This is a genomic window from Micromonospora sp. NPDC047740, assembly GCF_043204735.1.
GTDB lineage: Bacteria > Actinomycetota > Actinomycetes > Mycobacteriales > Micromonosporaceae > Micromonospora.
In genome coordinates this window covers 457379-476746 of sequence record NZ_JBIDCT010000002.1, presented here as the reverse complement: position 1 = coordinate 476746, position 19368 = coordinate 457379, and the positions used below count along the sequence as shown (strand labels likewise).

18 protein-coding genes are annotated in these 19368 nt (G+C 73.6%); 6 read left to right on the top strand and 12 right to left on the bottom strand.

The genetic code is table 11. From position 1 onward, the window contains the following. Positions 1-11: 11 nt before the first annotated feature. From ACGF4F_RS06785 to ACGF4F_RS06775, 3 genes are all read left to right on the top strand, one after another. Complete coding sequence (locus ACGF4F_RS06785) at positions 12-503, top strand: universal stress protein (RefSeq protein ID WP_357433734.1); 492 nt, start codon at positions 12-14, stop codon at positions 501-503. Between the two features lie 111 nt (positions 504-614). Next, positions 615-1145, top strand: a complete 531-nt coding sequence (locus ACGF4F_RS06780; protein WP_357433736.1) for a DinB family protein — start codon at positions 615-617, stop codon at positions 1143-1145. 259 nt (positions 1146-1404) lie between these two features. Then, the gene (locus ACGF4F_RS06775; RefSeq protein ID WP_393075537.1) at positions 1405-2886 is read left to right on the top strand and encodes a N,N-dimethylformamidase beta subunit family domain-containing protein; all 1482 of its coding nucleotides are present in this window, start codon (positions 1405-1407) and stop codon (positions 2884-2886) included. Between the two features lie 18 nt (positions 2887-2904). Here the strand turns inward: ACGF4F_RS06775 and ACGF4F_RS06770 are convergent, their stop codons facing one another. From ACGF4F_RS06770 to ACGF4F_RS06760, 3 genes are all read right to left on the bottom strand, one after another. Further along, positions 2905-3522: an HAD family hydrolase gene (locus tag ACGF4F_RS06770; protein WP_393075534.1), complete on the bottom strand. Its 618-nt coding sequence runs from the start codon at positions 3520-3522 to the stop codon at positions 2905-2907. Then, on the bottom strand, positions 3519-7115 hold the full coding sequence (gene smc, locus ACGF4F_RS06765; protein ID WP_357433742.1) for a chromosome segregation protein SMC: 3597 nt from the start codon (positions 7113-7115) through the stop codon (positions 3519-3521). The genes ACGF4F_RS06770 and smc overlap by 4 nt, the downstream gene beginning before the upstream one ends. Before the next feature lie 312 nt (positions 7116-7427). Then, complete coding sequence (locus ACGF4F_RS06760; RefSeq protein ID WP_073832502.1) at positions 7428-7622, bottom strand: hypothetical protein; 195 nt, start codon at positions 7620-7622, stop codon at positions 7428-7430. A 373-nt stretch (positions 7623-7995) separates the two neighbouring features. Between ACGF4F_RS06760 and ACGF4F_RS06755 the strand changes: the two genes are divergently transcribed. Beyond that, positions 7996-9294, top strand: coding sequence for a CAP domain-containing protein (locus ACGF4F_RS06755; RefSeq protein WP_393075530.1), 1299 nt, complete (start codon positions 7996-7998; stop codon positions 9292-9294). A gap of 148 nt (positions 9295-9442) precedes the next feature. Next, the gene (locus tag ACGF4F_RS06750) at positions 9443-10312 is read left to right on the top strand and encodes an endo alpha-1,4 polygalactosaminidase (protein ID WP_393075527.1); all 870 of its coding nucleotides are present in this window, start codon (positions 9443-9445) and stop codon (positions 10310-10312) included. Positions 10313-10424: 112 nt separating this feature from the next. Here ACGF4F_RS06750 and ACGF4F_RS06745 read toward each other — a convergent pair whose 3' ends face one another. The 9 genes from ACGF4F_RS06745 to rsmD form a co-directional block, all read right to left on the bottom strand. Then, complete coding sequence (locus tag ACGF4F_RS06745) at positions 10425-12644, bottom strand: MMPL family transporter (RefSeq protein ID WP_357433748.1); 2220 nt, start codon at positions 12642-12644, stop codon at positions 10425-10427. 234 nt (positions 12645-12878) lie between these two features. After that, positions 12879-13736 (bottom strand): bifunctional DNA-formamidopyrimidine glycosylase/DNA-(apurinic or apyrimidinic site) lyase, encoded by an 858-nt coding sequence (mutM, locus tag ACGF4F_RS06740; RefSeq protein ID WP_357433750.1) that lies wholly within the window; start codon positions 13734-13736, stop codon positions 12879-12881. Continuing rightward, positions 13729-14544 (bottom strand): ribonuclease III, encoded by an 816-nt coding sequence (rnc, locus tag ACGF4F_RS06735; protein WP_357433752.1) that lies wholly within the window; start codon positions 14542-14544, stop codon positions 13729-13731. The genes mutM and rnc overlap by 8 nt, the downstream gene beginning before the upstream one ends. Next, complete coding sequence (locus tag ACGF4F_RS06730) at positions 14541-15500, bottom strand: phosphate acyltransferase PlsX (protein WP_357434295.1); 960 nt, start codon at positions 15498-15500, stop codon at positions 14541-14543. Before ACGF4F_RS06730 ends, rnc begins: the two co-directional genes overlap by 4 nt. Positions 15501-15632: 132 nt before the next feature. Next, the gene (gene rpmF, locus ACGF4F_RS06725; RefSeq protein WP_073832497.1) at positions 15633-15806 is read right to left on the bottom strand and encodes a 50S ribosomal protein L32; all 174 of its coding nucleotides are present in this window, start codon (positions 15804-15806) and stop codon (positions 15633-15635) included. Between the two features lie 5 nt (positions 15807-15811). Next, positions 15812-16375: a YceD family protein gene (locus ACGF4F_RS06720; RefSeq protein WP_357433754.1), complete on the bottom strand. Its 564-nt coding sequence runs from the start codon at positions 16373-16375 to the stop codon at positions 15812-15814. A gap of 118 nt (positions 16376-16493) precedes the next feature. Continuing rightward, positions 16494-16991 carry a hypothetical protein gene (locus ACGF4F_RS06715; protein WP_073832495.1) on the bottom strand — a complete coding sequence of 166 codons (498 nt, stop codon included), beginning with the start codon at positions 16989-16991 and terminating at the stop codon, positions 16494-16496. 157 nt (positions 16992-17148) lie between these two features. Beyond that, a complete protein-coding gene (gene coaD, locus ACGF4F_RS06710; RefSeq protein ID WP_073832494.1) occupies positions 17149-17637 on the bottom strand; it encodes a pantetheine-phosphate adenylyltransferase in 489 nt (162 codons plus the stop codon). Continuing rightward, the gene (gene rsmD / locus ACGF4F_RS06705) at positions 17634-18197 is read right to left on the bottom strand and encodes a 16S rRNA (guanine(966)-N(2))-methyltransferase RsmD (RefSeq protein ID WP_357434296.1); all 564 of its coding nucleotides are present in this window, start codon (positions 18195-18197) and stop codon (positions 17634-17636) included. Before rsmD ends, coaD begins: the two co-directional genes overlap by 4 nt. 243 nt (positions 18198-18440) lie before the next feature. On the opposite strand from rsmD, the gene ACGF4F_RS06700 reads away from it, so the two are divergent. Continuing rightward, a complete protein-coding gene (locus ACGF4F_RS06700; RefSeq protein ID WP_357433757.1) occupies positions 18441-19367 on the top strand; it encodes a cell wall anchor protein in 927 nt (308 codons plus the stop codon). The last annotated feature ends 1 nt before the right edge of the window (position 19368 follow it).

The window sequence follows — 19368 nt, the reverse complement described above, 5'->3', positions numbered from 1 at the left end:
GAGGCGACGGCATGAGCGCATCCGTCGAGCGTGAGGAGTACGGCCCGGAGGCCCGGCCGCTGCCGTTCGAACGCGGCACAGACGGGCCCCGGGTGGTGCTGGTCGGCGTGGACGGCACCCGCACCTCGCTGCGGGCCGCCGCGTACGCGGCCGGGCTGGCCCGCCGGCAACGCTCCGGCCTGGTCGTGGTGTTCGTCAGTTCCCCGACCCCGTACGCCGGGATCATGACCGGGGTGGTGGCCGGGGCGATCCAGCAGACCCACGACGAGCTGGCCGCCGAGCTGCGCGACGAGTGCCGGCGCGGCGCCGAGGAACTGGGCCTGCCGGTCACCTTCCTGTGCCGGCGTGGGGACGCGTACGCCGAACTCTGCGCGGCGGCCGACGAGACCCGGGCCGACCTGGTGGTGGTCGGGGCGTCCGAGCAGGCCGGGCACCGGCTGGTCGGCTCGGTCGCCACCCGCCTGGTGCGCACCGGCCGGTGGCCCGTCGTGGTGGTGCCCTGAGCTGAGCGGAAGGGGGCCCCTCTCCATGCCTGGCGTGGTGAGGGGCCCCTTTCACCGCCGCGGGCGGTAATCGGGTCGCCGGTGTCGGACTCGCTCGCCAGGATGGCGGGCATGACCTGGAGAGCACCGGAGATCACCCGGAAGAACGAGCCCTACGTCGGCGACGAGCGCACCATGCTCGAAGGCTGGCTCGACTACCACCGCGACACCCTGCTGCTGAAGTGCGCGGGCCTGACCGCCGAACAGTTGAAGACCCCGAGCGTCGAGCCGTCCGGCCTCACCCTGCTCGGCCTCGTCCGGCACCTGACCGAGGTCGAGCGCTGGTGGTTCCGGATCCGGGCCGCCGGCCAGCCGCTCGACAGCGTCTACTGCACCGACGCCTCCCCGGACGGGGACCTGGACGACATCGCCGACGCCGACGCGGCGGCCGACTTCGCCGCCTACGCCGCCGAGGTCGAGGCGGCCCGGCAGGCCGCCGCCAACCTCACGCTGGACCAGACGTTCACCCGCCGACGCCGCGACGGCGGCGCCGACGAGATCAACGTCCGCTGGGTGTACGTCCACATGATCGAGGAGTACGCCCGGCACAACGGGCACGCCGACCTGATCCGGGAGCGGATCGACGGCGTCACCGGCGACTGAGCCGCGCGCATCCCCCGACCGGCCACCGGCACCCGACCAACGGGTCTCGTGATCCGCCCCACCGTCCACACTCCACCGGCCCCGGCAACCGGACGTGCGGGTGAACCGTCTGGCTCGGTGGACGGATCGTGGCCGGGCCCGTCCCCGCCGCTCACCCGCCCTCCGCGGGTGCCGCGACGGACACGGGGGCCGCTGAGGCGGGAGCGCGACGATGGTCGACGGGGGATGGCCGACGCATACCCGGAGAAGGAGTCTGGGCATGCTCGGGGCGGTCGGAGCGGCAGTGCTGCTGGGCGGCGAGGCGTGCAACCGACCGTCCCGGCCCACCTCGCCCGCCGACCCCCACTACGCGGGTGACCCGACGGGCCCCGCCCCGACGACCACCCCGGCGCCCGGCTCCGGCCGCCCGGTCACAGTGGCGGAGAATGCTCGGCCCGGCGCCGCCGGCTTCCGCCTGACCGGGCACTGGTTCAGCACGGACGAGGGCGGTGAGATCGCCGGCTACGCCCATGCCACCAGCGTCGCCCCCGGCGAGCAGTTGGCGTTCCGGGTCTCGGTCGCCCGGCCCCAGCGCTACCAGATCACCGTCTTCCGGGCCGGGCACTACGCCGGCAGCGGGGCCCGGGCGGTGATCGTCAGCCCGTGGCTCGACGGGATCCGGCAGGCGGCGCCGGACGTCGACCCCGCCACCGGCGCCGTCTCCTGCGCCTGGCGCACCGGCTGGCGGCTGACCGTCACCCCGGACCTGGTGAGCGGTCTCTACCTGGCCCTGCTCGCCAGCGCCTCCGGGCAGCACCAGTGGATCCCCTTCGTGGTGCGCGACCCGGCGCAGCGGGCGGCCGCGCTGATGGTCCTGCCCACCAGCACGTGGCAGGCGTACAACGGCTGGCCGATGGACGGGCGCACCGGCGCCAACCTCTACCACGGCTACGACGCCGCCGGACGTTGGACCACCGCGCGGCGGGCCCGGGCGGTCAGCCACGACCGGCCGTACTCCGGCAACGGGATTCCGCAGCTCGCCGCCCACGACATCGGCTTCGTCCAGTGGGTCGAGGGGCGGGGCCTCGACGTCACGTACGCCACCAGCGAGGACCTGCACACCGGGCGGGTGGATCCGGCCCGGTACCGGGCCGTTGTCTTCCCCGGCCACGACGAGTACTGGTCGGCGCCGATGCGCCAGGCGGTCGCCGTGGCCCGCAACGGCGGCACCAGCCTGGTCTTCCTGGCCGCCAACAACTGTTACTGGCGGGTCGAGTACGGCACCGGCGACCGGTTGGTCATGTGCGCCAAGAGTTCCGTGCCGGCAACCGGCCCGACCCCGGCCACCACCAAGTGGCGGTCGGCCGGGCACCCGGAGCAGCAGCTGATCGGCGCCCAGTACGTCAGCATCGTGGACGGCTACGCGCCGCTGGTGGTCCGCGCCGGCGGCCACTGGTTCTGGGCGGGCACCGGCGTCCGGGACGGCGACCTGATCCCCGAGGTGGTGTGGGGCGAGGCCGACCAGCGGACGCCCGGGGTCCCGCAGCCCGACGCCGTGGAGCGGACGTTGCTCGCCGACTCCCCCTACTCTCGGCTGGGCGCGACGCACCGGCAGCACACCCACCTCTACCGGGCGTCCTCCGGGGCCTGGGTGTTCATCGCCGGCTCGCTGGGCTGGACCCGGGTGCTCGCCGACCCGGCGGCCGCCGATCCCCGGCTGGCCCGGGCCACCCTGAACCTGTTGCAGCGGGTGGTGCGGTAGCGCGGTGGGCGGCCCGGCTCAGAACGCCAGCGCGGCGCGCAGGTAGCGCAGGTCCCCGGGGCCGGTCCAGCGGTGCGCGGAGAGGCCGGCCACGCGGGCGCCGGAGATCGACCGGTCCTCGTCGTCGACGAACAGCACCCGCGACGGCGATGTCTCCAGCGCCGTACAGGCCGCCTGGAAGTACTCCTTGGCCGGCTTGTTCACCCCGACAACCGAGGAGTTGACCACCGCGTCGAAGTCGTCGGTGAGGCCGAGGGCGGCCAGGTCGGCGTCGAGCTGGTCGGTGGCGTTGGTGCCCAGCCCCACCCGTACGCCCGCCTCCCGCACCTGGCGGACGAAGGCGAGCACCTCCAGGTCGATTTCGCCCCGGTAGCGCTGCCACTGCTCGACCGCGGCGCGGGCCCGTTCGGCACCCACCGACGGGGTGAGCGCGTCCGCCACGCTAACCATCCACTGGGCGTGGCTGACCTGTCCGGTGAGCACCGGCTGGAGCAGCCCCCACGACATGGCGATCTCGCCGAGGACGCCCTCGGTGAGCCCGTACTCCCGCTCGACGCCGGCGGCCACCGCCGGGTCCCACCGGCGCAGCACGCCGTCGAAGTCCACCAGGAGCGCCGTCGCGCGTTCCCGACTCACTCGTCTTTCTCCTGCCCGTCGTCGGCCCGGTTGAGCCGTTGGCTGATCACCTGGGTGACCCCGCTGCGCATGGTCACGCCGTACAGCGCGTCGGCGATCTCCATGGTCCGCTTCTGGTGAGTGATCACGATGAGCTGGCTCTTCTCGCGCAGCTGCGCCAGCAGCGTGATCAGGCGGCCCAGGTTCACGTCGTCGAGGGCCGCCTCCACCTCGTCCATGATGTAGAACGGGCTGGGCCTGGCGCGGAAGATCGCCACCAACATGGCTACCGCGGTCAGCGAACGCTCCCCGCCGGAGAGCAGCGACAGCCGCTTGATCTTCTTGCCGGGCGGCCGCGCCTCCACCTCGACACCGGTGGTCAGCAGATCCTCCGGGTCGGTGAGCACCAGCCGCCCCTCGCCACCGGGGAAGAGCACGGTGAACACCTGCTCGAACTCCCGCGCGGTGTCCTCGAACGCGCTGGCGAAGACCTCCAGGATCCGGTCGTCGACGTCCTTGACCACGGTGAGCAGGTCCCGGCGGGTGGCCTTCAGGTCCTCCAACTGCTCGGAGAGGAACTTGTAGCGCTCCTCCAGCGCGGCGAACTCCTCGAGGGCGAGCGGGTTGACCTTGCCGAGCAGAGCCAGCTCCCGTTCCGCCTTGGCGGCCCGCTTCTCCTGCACCGGCCGCTCGTAGCGGACCGGCTCGGGCAGCGGCAGGCCGTCCTTCTCCGCCGCCGCGACGTCCGCGTCGGTGGGCGGGACCAGCTGGTCCGGGCCGTACTCGGCGATCAGCGTCGCCACGTCGAGGCCGAAGTCCTCGGCGGCCTTCGCCTCCAACTGCTCGATGCGCAGCCGCTGCTCGGCGCGGGCCACCTCGTCCCGGTGCACCTGGCTGGTCAGCCGTTCCAGTTCGGCGCCGAGCCGCTTGGCCGCGCCGCGTACCTCGGACAGCTCGGCCTCGCGGGCGGCGCGGTCGCGGGCCACGGCGTCGCGCTGCTCCTCGGCACGGGCGATGGAGACGGTGAGCCGGGTCAGCGCCTCCCGGGCCCCGCCCACCACGGCCCGGGCGATGGCCGCGCCGCGGGTGCGGGCCGCCCGCCGGGCTGCCGCGCGCTCCCGCGCGGCCCGCTCGGCGTTCGCCTGCCGCGCGAGGGAGTCGGCCCGGCCGGCGATCGAGGAGACCCGCTCCTCGGCGGTACGCACGGCGAGCCGGACCTCCATCTCGTTCTGCCGGGCCTGCGGCACCATCGCGGCGAGCTGGTCGCGCTCCTCGGTGGACGGTTCGGCGTCGATCGGGGTGACCTCGGCCAGCCGCAGCCGCTCCTCCAGCTCAGCCAGCGCCTGCAGGTCGCGTTCCCGGGCCGCCTCGGCGCGGGCCCGGGACTCGCCGAGCCGGTCGGTCTCGGCCTTCGCCGACCGTGCGGCGGCACCCAGCTCGGCCAGCCGCCGGGCGGCGGCGTTGCGGTGGCTCTCCGCCTCCCGCTTGGCGGCGGCGGCGTGCTGTACGGCCTCCTTCGCGACGGCCACCTCGGCGCGCGCCTCAACGAGCTGCTCGCGCAGCTCGGCACTGCTGCGCTCGGCGACGAGCCGGTTGGTTCGGGCCTCCTCGACGGCCGCCTGCACCTCGATGTAGCTCGGCGCCTTGGCCGACCCGCCGGCCGCCGCGTACGCGCCGACCACGTCGCCGTCCGGGGTGACCGCGCGCAGCTCCGGGTTGCCGGCGACCAGCTCGGCCGCGGCCGACAGGTCGTCGACCAGCACCACGTCACGCAGGGCCCGGTGCACCGCCGGGCGGATCTCGGCGGAGCACTCCACCAGGTCGGGCGCCCAGTGGGCGCGGTCGGGCAGTTTCGGGCGTAGCGCGTCGGCCGGGCCGTCCATGCCGGGCCCGGCGGAGCTGCCGACCAGCAGGCCGGCCCGCCCGGCGTCGGAGATCTTGAGCAGGCGCATCGCCTCGACGGCCTCGTCCACGCCGGTGACGGCGACCGCGTCGGCGAGCCCGCCGAGCGCGGCGGCGAGCGCCGCCTCATGGCCGGGCGCGACGGTGAGCAGCCCGGAGAGGCTGCCCAGCAGACCGGGCACCTGGTCGGCGCGGGCCAGCAGCGCCCCGGCACCGTCCTTGCGGCGCAGGCCGAGGGCGAGCGCCTCCTCCCGGGCCTTCCAGGTGGCCGCGTCCTTCTCGGCGGCTCGCTCGGCGTCGGCGAGGCTGCGGACCCCGGCCTGCGCCTTCTCGTGGGCGGCCACCGCCTCGGCGTGCCGGGCGTCGAGGTCGGCGTTGTCCCGGTCCGCCTCGGTGGACTGCTCGGCGACCGCGTCGAGCTCGGCCTGGGCCGTCTCGGCGCGGGCCAGTGCGTCGGCGTGCGCGGCGGCGAGCCGTTCGATCTCCTCGCCGGCGCTGGTGGTGCGCGCCCGGGCCGAGTTGACCTGGCCGGTCAGCCGGGCCAACCCCTCCCGCCGGTCGGCGATGGCCTTGGCCGCCGCGACCAGTTCCCGCTCGGCGGCGGCGAGCTGCCGTTCCAGCTCCTGCCGGTGCTCGACCGCCTCGGCCAGCCGGATCTGGTCCTCGGTGAGCGCCGCGCGCAGCTCCTCCTCCTGCTCGCGGACCCGCTGCGACTCCGCCTCCAGCTGGTCGGGGTCGCGGCCGGGGCGCTCGTCGTCGGGGGTGGCGCTGAGGTGGCGCAGCCGCTCCCGGGCGAGCTGCTCGATGGAACGGAACCGCTCCTGGAGCGCGGAGAGCTTGTACCAGGTGTCCTGGGCCGCGGCGAGCAACGGGGCGTCCTCGGCGAGGGCGGCCTCCAGCTCACCGAGGCGGGCCTGCACCTCGGTGTGCTCCGCCTCGATCTGTTCGCGCCGCTCGCGCAGCGCGGTTTCGTCGGCGATCTCCTTGTCGAGCGTGGTCCGCAGGGTGTGCAGGTCGTCGGCGAGCAGCCGCAGCCGGGCGTCGCGCAGGTTGGCCTGGATGGCGGCGGCGCGGCGGGCCACCTCGGCCTGCCGGCCCAGCGGCTTGAGCTGGCGGCGCAGCTCGGCGGTGAGATCGGTGAGCCGGTTGAGGTTGGTCTGCATCGCGTCGAGCTTCCGCAGCGCCTTCTCCTTGCGCTTGCGGTGCTTGAGGACGCCGGCCGCCTCCTCGATGAACGCGCGGCGGTCCTCCGGTTTGGCGTGCAGCATGCCGTCGAGCCGGCCCTGGCCGACGATGATGTGCATCTCCCGGCCGATACCGGAGTCCGACAGCAGCTCCTGGATGTCGAGCAGCCGGCAGGAGTCGCCGTTGATCTCGTACTCGCTCTCGCCGGAGCGGAACATCCGGCGGGTGATGGAGACCTCGGTGTACTCGATCGGCAGCGCGCCGTCGGTGTTGTCGATGGTGAGGGTGACCTCGGCGCGGCCCAGCGGCGCCCGGCCGGCGGTGCCGGCGAAGATGACGTCCTCCATCTTGCCGCCGCGCAGCGCTTTGGCGCCCTGCTCACCGAGCACCCAGGCGATGGCGTCGACGACGTTGGACTTGCCGGAGCCGTTCGGGCCGACCACGCAGGTGATCCCGGGCTCCAGCTTCAGCGTCGTCGCGGAGGCGAAGGACTTGAAGCCCTTCACCGTCAGGCTCTTGAGATGCACCTTCTCGATCCTCGTCCGGTGGCCGCCGTACCGTCGCCGGCTGCGCGGACCTGGTGAACCCGCAGACTAACCCGCCGCCGGGGAGAGCTTGGTACGCGACCCACCCCGCGCCGGTCATGTCCGGTTCCCGGCGACGTCACGAAACTGCAAGATCGTATTCGCGGCCACGGTCGCCGCCGGCAATTTCCGGACGATCACCAGATCGGAAGATGTGGCGCGAAAAACAAAACCTACGCACAGAGCTGCGCGCCGGCACTACGGTGTCGGCGCGCTTTTTCGGGTGGTGCGATTCAGTTTTCCGACAGCTCGAGATCAGGTCAGTGCGGGCTCGGCCAGTCGGAGGAGGTCGTCAGCCTCCGCCGCAGCCGCCGCAAGCCGATCATTGTCGGCACGCAGACGCGTGATCTCGAACTCCAGTGCCTGAACCCTGGCACGCAGTCGGGTGACCTCGTCGAGCATACGCCGGTCGGGCGCTGCACCTACGTGGCCGTAGAGGGCCTTCGCCATGCTGACTCCTTGATATGCGCTGCCGGAAAGGCCGGCCAACGCGCGCCCATGATGTCCGCGGCTGTCATACCAGCAAAATGCGGGCATGACTGGGCGCGACTGGCGACACCTATATATTGAGCCTTAAACCCCTCCTTCGTCAAGTTCTCGCAGGCCGTAGATCATCTCCATGTCGACCTGTCCACTTGTCGGGGGGCTGCCGTGAGGCGCGGACACGCTCTGTCCGGACGCCTTTACTGTACGCCCGGAAATGTGTGAACGCCTCACCCTCCGTGTCGGGTTCCCCTTAACTCTTTCTTAGCCGCGTTGCCGCAGGTCGCGGCCCACCCGTAGCGTCAGCCCGGCCCGCAACCGAACCGTGGAGGCGACAGGCGTGTATCGCTGGACCGACCCGACCGAACCGGACGGCGTTCCCCGACGCCCCGAGCCGCCGACCGACGAGGGCCCGGCCTGGCTCACCGACCGGCCGGAGCCGCGGTCGGCGTACCTCTTCGGGGACGAGCCGGAGCGGCCGGGCGCGGACCGGACCGACGCGCCGACCGGCGTCTGGCGGGCCAGCGCGCCGGACGCTCCGTGGGCGGACACCGGGTTCGACCCGATGCCGGATCGGACCGAATTCCACCCCGCCGCCGGAGCGGACCGGACCGGCCACGCCCCGCCCGCCGACCAAGCCAGCGGGCACGCCCCGTTCGACCCGGCGACCCACCCGGGCGCACCGATCGCCCCGTTCGACCGGGCCGCCGGCTGGCACCCCACCGCGGAGCCCACCGGCGCCTGGCAGCCGGAACAGGACGCCGGCTGGCGCCCGGCCGGGGAGCCCACCTCCGGCTGGCAGCGGGCGGACGACCCGGCCGCCGGCTGGCATCCGGCGGAGGAGCCCACGGCCGCGTGGCGGCCAGTCACCGACCCCGCCGCCGAGGAGCCGGGCCGGCACCGGCAGAAGCGGCGGTTCCCGCGTCCGCTCCTGGTCGGCGGGGCCGCCGCCGTGGCGACCCTGGTGGCGAGCCTCGGCGTGGCCGCCGCGGTGCTGCCCGGCGGTGACCAGCGGACCGAGTCGACTTCCGCGGAGGAGCCGGTGGCCGCCGCCCCGCTCGTGCCCAGCAGCACCGAAGATGCCCCCGGCGACGCCGTCGCGGCGCCCACCACCCCCACCGCCGCCCCGACCAGCGCCCGGCCGAGCCCGACCCGGACGACCGCCCCGAAGCCGAGCCGGACCACCGCCCCGTCCCGGCAGCTCACGCGCAGCGCCGCACCCCCGGCCACCCGCAGCGCCGCCGCACCGAGCGGCATCAGCGCCGAACTCCAGCAGGTCGTCGACCTGGTCAACAAGGAGCGGGCCAAGGCCGGCTGCAAGGCGCTGACCGTCAACGCCAAACTCATGCTGGCCGCCCAGCGGCACAGCCAGGACCAGGCCGATCACAAGACGATGTCGCACGACGGCAGCGACGGCAGCGACGCCGGCGACCGGCTCGACCGGGTCGGCTACGCCTGGCGGGCGTACGGCGAGAACGTCGCCTGGAACCAGCAGACCCCGGCCGCGGTGATGGACGCCTGGATGAACAGCCCGGGCCACCGGGCCAACATCCTGAACTGCTCCTACACCGACATCGGTGTCGGTGTCGCGCGGAGCAACGGGCCGTACTGGACCCAGGACTTCGGCACCCCGCGCTGACCGGCGCGTCGTGACCGGGTCCGCACTCGTTTGACCGGGTGAGGTACGCCGCGGCCGACTGGCCGTACCGGCCGGACCGGTACGTCCGGGCCGGATCGGCGTACCCGCTGGGGGCGGTGAGGTGCCGCCCGCGACCCGGGAGCTGTCGATGCGGATCCGGCTGGCGCCGGCCGCGCCGCGCACCCGGCCAGCCCGTGTCCTCCCCCGCGGGCTGTGCCGGGGCGTGGCGGCCGTCATGACGGTGCTGCTGCTCGCCCCGGTACCCGGTTGCGAGCGGCCGCTCGTCCCGCCCGGCGCGCCCACCCCGTGGCCCACCGAACTGGCCCGGCGCTGGCAGTGGCAGTGGCAACTCACCGGCCCGCTGGACGTCACCGCCGACGCGGACGTCTTCCTGCTCGACCCGGTCCGCACCACCTCCGCCGAGACAACCGCGCTGCGCGCCCGGGACCGCCGGCTGGTCTGCCAGGTCAGCGTCGGCACCTACGCACCCACCGACCCGGACGCCAACCGCTTCCCGCCGGACCTGCGCGGCAGCCCGGTGACCGACCGCCCGGAGCGCCGTTGGCTGGACGTCCGCCGCTGGGACACGCTGGAGCCGGTGCTCGCCGACCGGTTCCGGCTGTGCCGGGGCAAGGGCTTCGGCGCGGTGGCGCTCGACGACGCCGACGGCTACCTGCACCGGCCCGGCTTCCCGCTCGACTTCGACGACCAGTTGCTGTTCAACCGGCGGCTGGCCGCCCTGGCCCGCCAGCTCGACCTCTCCCCCGGGCTGGTCGGGGACGTGCCGCAGGTGGCCGCGCTGGCCCCCGACTTCGACTTCGCCGTCAACCAGGAGTGCGTACGCCGGCGCGAGTGCGCCAAGCTGCTGCCCTTCGCCGACGCGCACAAGCCGGTCTTCCACGTGGAATACACCGGCACCCCGACCACGTTCTGCGTCACCACAGTCGGCTACGGCTTCGCCTCCATGCGCAAGGACCGGTCGCTGGACGCCTGGCGCGAGCCCTGCCCCCTGTCGTGACCGCCCCGCCCGGCAGCGCCGGTGGCGCGTGGCGGCGGGACGGGTCGGGCGGGCAGGCAGCGGCGGAGGGGCGGGCCGCGGATGCGGCCCGCCCCTCCGCCGGTGGCGTGGGTCAGCGGGCGCCGACCAGTTCCGGGGTGGGGGTGGGCGGATCGGCGGGCGGGGTGGCCGGCCGGGCGCGCAGGAAGCGCGGGGCCCACCAGTTCGCGTCGCCCAGCAGGGTCATCAGCGACGGCAGCACCACCGCCCGGATGATCGTGGCGTCCAGCAGGATCGCTGCGGCCAGCCCGATGCCGAGCTGCTTCATGTCGATGGTGCTCAACGTCGCGAAGATCGAGAAGACCCCGACCATGACGATCGCCGCGCTGGTCACCACGCCCGCCGACGAGGTGATCCCGTAAGCCACCGCGTCGCGGTTCGGCAGGCCGTCCCGGACGCCCTCACGGATCCGGCTGACCACGAAGACGTGGTAGTCCATGGAGAGCCCGAAGAGCACCACGAACAGGAACAGCGGCAGCCAGGTGACGATCGCGTCCATCGAGGTGAAGCCGAGCAGCCCCTCCGCCCAACTGCCCTGGAAGACCAGCACCAGCAGGCCGTACGCGGCGCCGGCGGAGAGCAGGTTCAGCAGGATCGAGGTGAGCGCGACCACCACCGACCGGAAGGTCCAGGCCATCACCAGGAAGGTCAACGCCAGCACGAAGGCGGCCACGATCGGCAGCTTCTCCCGGATGTGCTGCGCGTAGTCCTCGTTGGCGGCCACCGCGCCGCCGACCGCGTACTCGATGCCGGGGATGCCGCGCAGCGCGGCCGGGACCAGGTCCTCGCGCAGCTCGTGCAGCGAGCGCGTGGCCTCGTCGGTGCGGCTGCCGTACGGGGTGGCCACCTCCAGCACCGACACCCGGCGGTCGGCCGACACCTTGATCTTCGGGCCGTCCCCCTCGGCCGGCGCGAAGAGCGGATCGGCGACGGCCCGCCCGGCCAGGTCGGTCAGTGCGGCGTGCACCCGATCGGCCTGCTCGGCCGGCGCCCGCACCGCCACCGTGTGGCTGGTGCCGTTGCTCGGGAAGGCGGCGGTGAGCCGGTCGTACGCCTGCATGGCGGGCGTGCTGCGCGGCACGTCCTCCATGCCGGGAAACTTCAATTGCATGCCCAGCGCCGGGGCGGCCAGGGCGAGCAGCAGCCCGACCGAGACGATCAGGGTGGTCCGCGGGGCCCGCAGCGCGGGCTTCAGCACGGCCGGCCAGAACCGGGGCCGGGCCGGCTGGCCGTGCCGGCCGGTACGCGGGGCGGTGAGCCGCCACAGCAGCGGCACCCGGGGCCGGTCGACCCAGCGGCCGAGCTTGGCCAGCAGCGCTGGCAGCACGGTCAGCGAGCCGAGCACCGCGACCGCGACCACCAGGATCGAGCCGACGGCAAGCGACGAGAAGATGGCGTCCTGGGCGAGCAGCAGCCCGGCCATGGAGATGATCACGGCGGTGCCGGAGACCACCACGGCGTGCCCGGAGGTCTCCGCCGCGACCTCCACCGCGTCGAGTCGGGACCGCCCCTTCGCCCGTTCCTCGCGTTCCCGGCGGACGTAGAAGAGCGAGTAGTCGACGCCGACCGCCATGCCGATCAGCAGGATCACGCTGGCCGTGGTGTCGTTGGCCGGCACCAGGTGCGAGGCCAGCGTGGAGAGCCCCATGGCCGCGGCCACCGAGGAGAGCGCGAGCAGCACCGGCACGCCGGCCGCGATCAGCGCGCCGAACGCGATGATCAGGATGGCCAGGGTGACCGGCAGGCTGAGCAGCTCGGCCCGCTTGAAGTCCTTGCCCAGGGTGTCGTCGAGCGCCTTGTTGATCGAAGGCCCCCCGACCTCCTCGATCCGCAGCGTCGGGTGCGCCTCCTGCACCTTGGCGGTGGCGTCCCGCAGCGGCTGCACCCGGTCGGACGCGGTCTCCGGGTCGCCGGACATGGTGATCGGGAGCAGCAGCGCGCTGCCGTCCCGGGACGGCATCGGCGTACCCACCGAGCCGACCCCGTCGACCTGCCGCAGCCGGGCCGCCGCGTCGTCGGCGGCGGCTTTCGCCGCGGCCTGGTCGAGCGTTCCGGAGCGGGACGTGATCAGCACGTTCTCCGTCGCCGGTTCGTGGAAGCCGCCGCTGTCGACGATCAGCTCGGACCGTCCCACCTCGCCGGTCGCCTGGTCAGCTGCGGTCGCCTCGTTCAGGCCCGCGGCGTTGCCGCCCACGAAGCACACCGCCACGAACACCACCCACAGCGCGATGGCCCGCCACGGGTGCTCCGCACTCCACCGTGCCAATCGCACCGTCACCGGTCGCCTGCCCATACCCGGGTTCCCCCTCCAGACGTCGGCCCCGTGCCGACGGTCTGACGCTAGGGAGCGGGCGACGCCCGGACATCGGGGAACGGCCCCGGCTCGTCCCCCATCCGCCAGAACCCGGCCGGCCGGGCCGCGCGGGCTCAGCCAACCGGACAGAACGGCATTTTCAGGGTACGAGCGGGGGACGCGCCGGAAACCGCCCGGGACGGCACACCGGCGCAACCCCGAGCCGGCTCAGGGTCATCCCCGCAGCGCTCCTCGGGGGCGGGGCTGGCAGCGCGGGCAACTGTACGACGACCGGTTCATGAACGCCTCGCGGCGGATCGGCGCGCCGCACCGCGGGCAGGGCTCCCCCTCCCGGCCGTACGCGTTCAGCGACCGGTCGAAGTAGCCGCTCTCGCCGTTGACGTTGACATACAGCTCGTCGAAGCTGGTGCCGCCCTGCTTGATCGCCTCGCCGAGCACGTCCCGCACGTGCCCGAGCAGCCGGGTGGCCGCCGGACGGGTCAGCGCGTCGGTCGGACGGGCGCCGTGCAGCCTGGCCCGCCACAGCGCCTCGTCGGCGTAGATGTTGCCGACCCCGGAGACCAGGGTCTGGTCGAGCAGCGCCCGCTTCACCTCGGTACGCCGCCGCCGCAGCGCGGCCACGAAGTCGGCGTCGGAGAACTCCGGGTCCATCGGATCCCGGGCGATGTGCGCGATCTCCCCGGGCAGCTCCGCGCCGCCCTCGGACACCGCCAGCCCGCCGAACGTGCGCTGGTCGACGAAGCGCAGCTCCGGGCCGTCGTCGGCGAACCGGAACCGGACCCGCAGGTGCAGTTCGTCGGCCGCCTCGACCGGCTGCAGCAGCAGCTGACCGGACATGCCGAGGTGCCCGACGAGGGCGTCACCGCTGTCCAGCGGCAGCCACAGGTACTTGCCCCGGCGCCGGACGTCGGTGATCGTCCGGCCGGTCAGCACGTCGGCGAAGTGCGCCCCGCCGGGCTGGTGCCGGCGTACGGCCCGGGGGTGGCGCACCTCCACGGAGCTGATCGTCCGGCCGATGACCCACTGGGCCAGCCCCTGCCGGACCGTCTCGACCTCGGGCAGCTCAGGCACGGCCGGCGCCCGCTCCGGCCGCGTCGGCCGCACTGCCGGCGTCATCCGCCGCCCCCGGTGCGCCCTCCGTCGCGCCCAGCGTGGCCTGCTCCTTCTCGGCCTGCTCGGTCAGCATCCGCCAGGCCGACTCGGCGGCCCGCTGCTCGGCCTCCTTCTTGCTGCGTCCCTCGGCGCCGCCGTACCGGTTGCCGGCCACCACCACCCAGGCGGTGAAGGTCTTGAGGTGGTCCGGGCCGGTGCCCTCGATGCGGTATTCGGGAACGCCCAGCCCCAGCGCGGCGGTCAGCTCCTGCAGGCTGGTCTTCCAGTCCAGGGCGGCGCCCCGGCCGGCCGACTCGGCCATCAGCGGGTCGAACAGCCGGTGGATCACGATGGCCGCGGTGTCCAGGCCGTACTGGAGGTAGATCGCGCCGAGCAGCGCCTCCAGGGTGTCGGCCAGGATGCTGGCCTTGTCCCGGCCGCCGGTGGTCTCCTCGCCCTTGCCCAGCAGCAGGTACGCGCCCAGCCCCGCCGGGCCGAGACCGCGCGCCACGTCGGCCAGCGCGCGCATGTTCACCACGCTGGCGCGCAGCTTGGCGAGCTGCCCCTCGGGCAGGTCCGGGTGGTTGTGGAAGAGCGCCGTGGTGATCACCACGCCGAGGACCGAGTCGCCGAGGAACTCGAGCCGTTCGTTGGTGGGCAGCCCACCGTTCTCGTACGCGTAGGAGCGGTGGGTCAGGGCGCGCTCCAGCAGCTCCGGGTCGAGCGACACCCCGAAGGCCGCCTCCAGGTGGCCGACGGGAGCCCGCCGCCGCTTGTCGTTGGTCATGGTGCTACCTCGGTGTCGGTTCGGTCAGGTGCGAGATCGTGCGGCACGCCGTCGAGCAGGGCAGCCACGGTGTCGGTGGCGCCCCGCCGCCACAGGTGGGCCGCCAGGGCGATGCCGGAGGCGACGTCGTCGGGCCGGGCCGCGCCGTGGCAGACGACCACCGTACCGGCCACGCCGAGCAGGGCCGCCGCACGTGGCGCGCCGCCGCTCGCCGGGGGTCCGCCGGCCATCGCGTACGCGCCCTCGATCGCCTTGAGCAGCACGTTGCCGGTGAACCCGTCGGTGACCACGACGTCGGCGCGCGCGCCGAGGGAGACGTCGTACCCCTCGACGAGGCCGACGTAGCGGGCGCCGCACGGCAGGGGCACGGCGGCGAGGGCGGGATCGGCGGCACGGCGCAGCCGGTCACCCTTACCCGCCTCGGTGCCGACGGAGAGCAGCCCGACGCGGGGCGCGGCGACGGCGTGCGCCACGGCGGCGTACGCGGCGCCGAGCACGGCGTGCCGGGCGAGGGTGGCGGGACCGGGTTCCAGCGTGCCGCCGACGTCCAGCAGCACCACCGGTCCGGCGACGGCGGGCAGGGTGGCCACCAGCGCCGGGCGGCGTACCCCGGTCCAGCGGCCGAGGCCGAGCGCGGCGGCGGTGACGGTGGCGCCGGTCGAGCCGGCGGAGACGAGCGCGTCGGCGAACCCGTCGCGGACGGCGTTGACGGCCGCCCGCACGGTGCTCTCGGCGCGGGCGGCGGTGGGATGGTCGGCCATGCCGACGGCGGTCCGCACCGGGCGGACCGTGACGCGGGCGCGCTGCTCGGGGGCGAGCGCGCCGATCAGCCCGTCGGCGACCTCGGTCGGTCCGACGAGCAGCAGGTGCAGGTCAGGGTCGGTGCGTACGGCCCGCAGAGCGCCGTCAACCACGACGGCGGGAGCATCGTCCCCGCCGAGGAGGTCGACGGCGATCCGCGCGGTGCCCGGCTCCGACTGGACGCCGGCCGGGGGCCGGACGGCGGCGGAGGGAGCCGGGGCACCGGGCGTGAGCCAGGGTGCGCGCGCCACCCGACCTGTGGTCGGGGACGTCACTCGGCGTCCAGGTCAGACCTCGAGGACCTGGCGGCCGTTGTAGGTGCCGCAGACGGAGCAGGCGGCGTGCGGCAGCTTCGGCGACTTGCACTGCGGGCAGGCCACGGTCGCGACCGCCGCGGCCTTCCACTGCGCCCGACGGGCCCGGGTGTTGCTGCGCGACATCTTGCGCTTGGGGACGGCCACGGTTGTTACTCCTCTTTACGGGTCAGTTGCGACAGGGCAGCCCAACGCGGGTCGACCTGCTGGTGACTGTGGTCGGCCGGCAGTTCGTCCCAGTGCACCCCGCACTCGGGGCACAGGCCTGGGCAGTCCTCCCGGCAGAGCGGGTTGGTCGGCAGGGTGAGCACCACCGCGTCCCGCAGCGCCGGCTCCAGGTCGATCAGATCGCCCTGCATCCGGCCCACCTCGTCCTCGTCGGTCGTGGTGTCCGTGGTGCTGTTCTCGTACGCGTACAGCTCCTGGATCTTCACGGTCACCGAGTCGTCGATCGCGCGCAGGCAGCGGCCGCACTCGCCCTTGATGGGACCGCTGACGGTCCCGGAGACGAGCACACCCTCGGACACCGACTCCAGCCTCAGATCGAGGTCGAGGTCCGCGCCCGCCGGCACACCGATCAACTCCACGCCGAGGTCCTCCGGTGCCGGCACGACCCGCTTGACCGTACGCAACGCACCAGGCCGACGCGGCAGGTCCCTCGTGTCGAGGACCAGCGGCGACCTGGGGTCGAGTGAAGAAGGCACGTGTTTGGGCATAGTCAGACTCCGGCCGGTGAGAGGCCGACAAAGAAGGTTACCTGGGTGACCGCCGGACCGTCGAACCGGGGCGTCGCCCGCCAGGGTGCCGGCTGTCGGCCGCCGGCCCGGGCATCGCTCAGAAGGGTAGCGGCCGGTCCGCCTCGTCACCGGCGAAGGTGCCGATCTCACGCAGCGCGTGCATCTTGTCCCGGCCGCGCTCGATCGAGGCGAGGGCTCGGGTGAGGAACTGCTCGAAGTTGGCCAGCGCGGTGTCGACGTAGTCGTCCACCTCGTCCCGGAGGCGCTGCGCCTCGGCGCGGGCCTCGGCGATGATCCGGGCGCCCTCGTGCTCGGCCGAGACGGTGATCTCGTTCACCGAGACCAGCCGGGCGTGTTCCGCCTCACCCTCGCTGATGATCCGATCGGCCTCGCGCTTGCCGGCCTCCATGATCTTGTCCCGCTCCTCCAGCAGCGCGGCGGCCCGGCGCAGGTCGGCGGGGAGCTCGGCGCGCAGCTCGTCGAGAGCGGCGATCATCTCGCCCCGGTCGACCATGCAGTTGTTGCGCGACATGGGGACGGAGCGGGCCTGCTCCACCATGGCGATCAGTTCGTCGATGCGATCGAGCGGGTCCACCGGTACCTCACTCCTGTCGTTCGTCGGCCGACCTACATGATGCGGCCTGCGCCCGAATTCGGCGCTGCACACATCATGTCGCGCCCGCTCCACCGCACGCCGATCCACCCCCACCCGGCGCGTCGCGCGCCGCCGGGGGTCTGCCGCGAGGCCAGGGTCAGGGCCGGGCCTGCGGGGCGAGGCGGGCCACCAACTGCTCGCGGACCACGTCGGGGACGTGCGCCGAGATGTCCCCGCCCCACTTGGCCACGTCCTTGACCAGGCTGGAGGAGAGGAAGGAGTAGAGCGGGTTGGTCGGCATGAAGAGGGTCTCCACGCCGGCCAGGCCGATGTTCATCTGGGCCATCTGGAGCTCGTAGTCGAAGTCGCTGACCGCGCGCAGGCCCTTGATCAGCACGCTGGCCTGCTGGGCCCGGCAGAAGTCGACCAGCAGCCCGCGGAACGACTCGACCCGCACGTTGTCGTACGAGGCGGTCACCTGGCGGAGCATGTCGATCCGCTCCTCGACGGTGAACAGCCCCTGCTTCGACTGGTTGACCAGCACGCCGACGATCACCTCGTCGAAGAGCCGGCTGGCCCGGCCGATGATGTCGAGGTGTCCGTTGGTGACCGGATCGAACGAGCCGGGACAGACCGCACGTCTCATGATCGGCGACCGTACCAAAGGGTGGTCTCGCCGTAGCGGCGACTGCGCTCGGGCGTGATGCCTTCCACCCAGGTGACCGGCCCGGTGCGGCTGGCCCGCTCCACGATCACCAGGGCGTCCGGGGCCAGCCAGCCGCCGTCGACCAGCGCGGCCAGCAGCGCGGTGATCTCCTCGTCGGAAACGGCGTACGGCGGGTCGGCGAAGACCACGTCGTACGGCCCGCCGTCGGGCCCGGCGGCGAGCACCCCGGCCACCTTGCCGGTGACCAGGCGAGCGGCCGGGGCGGCCCGCAGCACGGCGATGTTCTCCCGGATCACCCGGGCCGCCCGGGCGTCGGACTCCACCAGCAGCACGTGCTCCGCACCCCGGGACAGCGCCTCCAGGCCGACCGCGCCGGAACCGGCGTACAGGTCGGCGAAGCGTGCGCCGTCCAGATCCAGTTCGGCCTGCACCGCGCTGAACAGCGCCTCCCGGACCCGGTCGGAGGTCGGCCGCGTGCCGGCGCCGGGTGGCGCGGCGATCCGCCGGCCGCCGAGCGTCCCGGCCACGATCCGGGTCACCGTCTGCTCCCGCACATGCCCCAGACGCTACGCGACGCCGGCCCGGGCGACCCGATCCCTACCAGAGGGCGGCCGGGTGGACACTCGCCGTACATTAAGGATCTCGAATTCATAACGAGCGTCTATGAGGCGTCGATCCATGTAACGCCCGACCTGTCGTTGTCGCTAGGGTCTGCCCGGTTGTCGGGCGTGAGGCTCCGGTCCGCCCGGCACACTCCGATTTTCCCCTCATCAGGAGTAGACGTGAACCGTCTGAACCTCCGGCGTGCCCTGGCGGTCACCGCCGGCGCGCTGATCGGCCTGGCCGGTGTGGCCACCATCGCCGGCCCGGCCATGGCCCACCACCCCGAGCCCTCCGGCACCTACTGCGCAGCCCAGGACGGCAAGGTCACCGTCAACTGGTCGGTCGGCAACAGCGAGACCGACATCGCCGGCACCATCACCAAGCTCGAGTCCACCGTGCCGGGTGACGTCACGGGCGACTTGGCCGTCGAGGCGACCCTGCCCAAGAAGGGCGAGGGCACGCTGACCGGCACCCAGACCCACACCTTCACCGGTGAGCTGCCCGAGCTGAAGCTGACCGTGGAGGCACGGTGGGAGCGCGGCGACCGGATCATCACCGAGGCGCGCAGCGTCGTCGCGCAGCCCGCCGGTGACTGCGCCCCGGCCGAGCCGCCGAGCACGCCGGCCTCGCCGGAGCCGAGCGCCAGCCCGGAGTCGCCGGCGTCGCCGGAGCCCACCCCGTCGGCCACCAGCCCGGCGGCCACTCCCTCCGCCCCGGTCGAGCCGGAGGAGCCGGTGTTCCGGCTCGAGGAGACCTGCGACACGATGACCTTCATCGTGGAGAACCCGGCGAAGGGCACCCCCTTCACCGCCACGTTGACCACGGAGAAGGGCGTCACCAAGAAGCTGGTCTCTGAGCCGGGCAAGACCACCTCGGTCAGCTTCGACGCGTACAAGGGCCTCAAGATCACCGTCAAGTACGACGTGGTCGAGGACACCGAGACCGTCGACTACACCCAGCCGAAGGACTGCGCGGGCCAGGGTGGCGGCCTGCCGGTCACCGGTCCGGCGGCCGGCGCGATCGCGGGTGGCGCGGCCGTGCTGCTCGCCGCCGGCGCGGTGCTGTTCGTGATGGCCCGCCGTCGTCGGGTCCGCTTCACCGCCTGAT

Bases quoted from the DNA above. Each gene is read 5' to 3' on its own strand.
- ACGF4F_RS06785 (WP_357433734.1), top strand. From the start codon at position 12: ATGAGCGCATCCGTCGAGCGTGAGGAGTACGGCCCGGAGGCCCGGCCG.
- ACGF4F_RS06780 (WP_357433736.1), top strand. From the start codon at position 615: ATGACCTGGAGAGCACCGGAGATCACCCGGAAGAACGAGCCCTACGTC.
- ACGF4F_RS06775 (WP_393075537.1), top strand. From the start codon at position 1,405: ATGCTCGGGGCGGTCGGAGCGGCAGTGCTGCTGGGCGGCGAGGCGTGC.
- ACGF4F_RS06760 (WP_073832502.1), bottom strand. From the start codon at position 7,622: ATGGCGAAGGCCCTCTACGGCCACGTAGGTGCAGCGCCCGACCGGCGT.
- ACGF4F_RS06750 (WP_393075527.1), top strand. From the start codon at position 9,443: ATGCGGATCCGGCTGGCGCCGGCCGCGCCGCGCACCCGGCCAGCCCGT.
- ACGF4F_RS06745 (WP_357433748.1), bottom strand. From the start codon at position 12,644: ATGGGCAGGCGACCGGTGACGGTGCGATTGGCACGGTGGAGTGCGGAG.
- rnc (WP_357433752.1), bottom strand. From the start codon at position 14,544: ATGACCAACGACAAGCGGCGGCGGGCTCCCGTCGGCCACCTGGAGGCG.
- ACGF4F_RS06720 (WP_357433754.1), bottom strand. From the start codon at position 16,375: ATGCCCAAACACGTGCCTTCTTCACTCGACCCCAGGTCGCCGCTGGTC.
- coaD (WP_073832494.1), bottom strand. From the start codon at position 17,637: ATGAGACGTGCGGTCTGTCCCGGCTCGTTCGATCCGGTCACCAACGGA.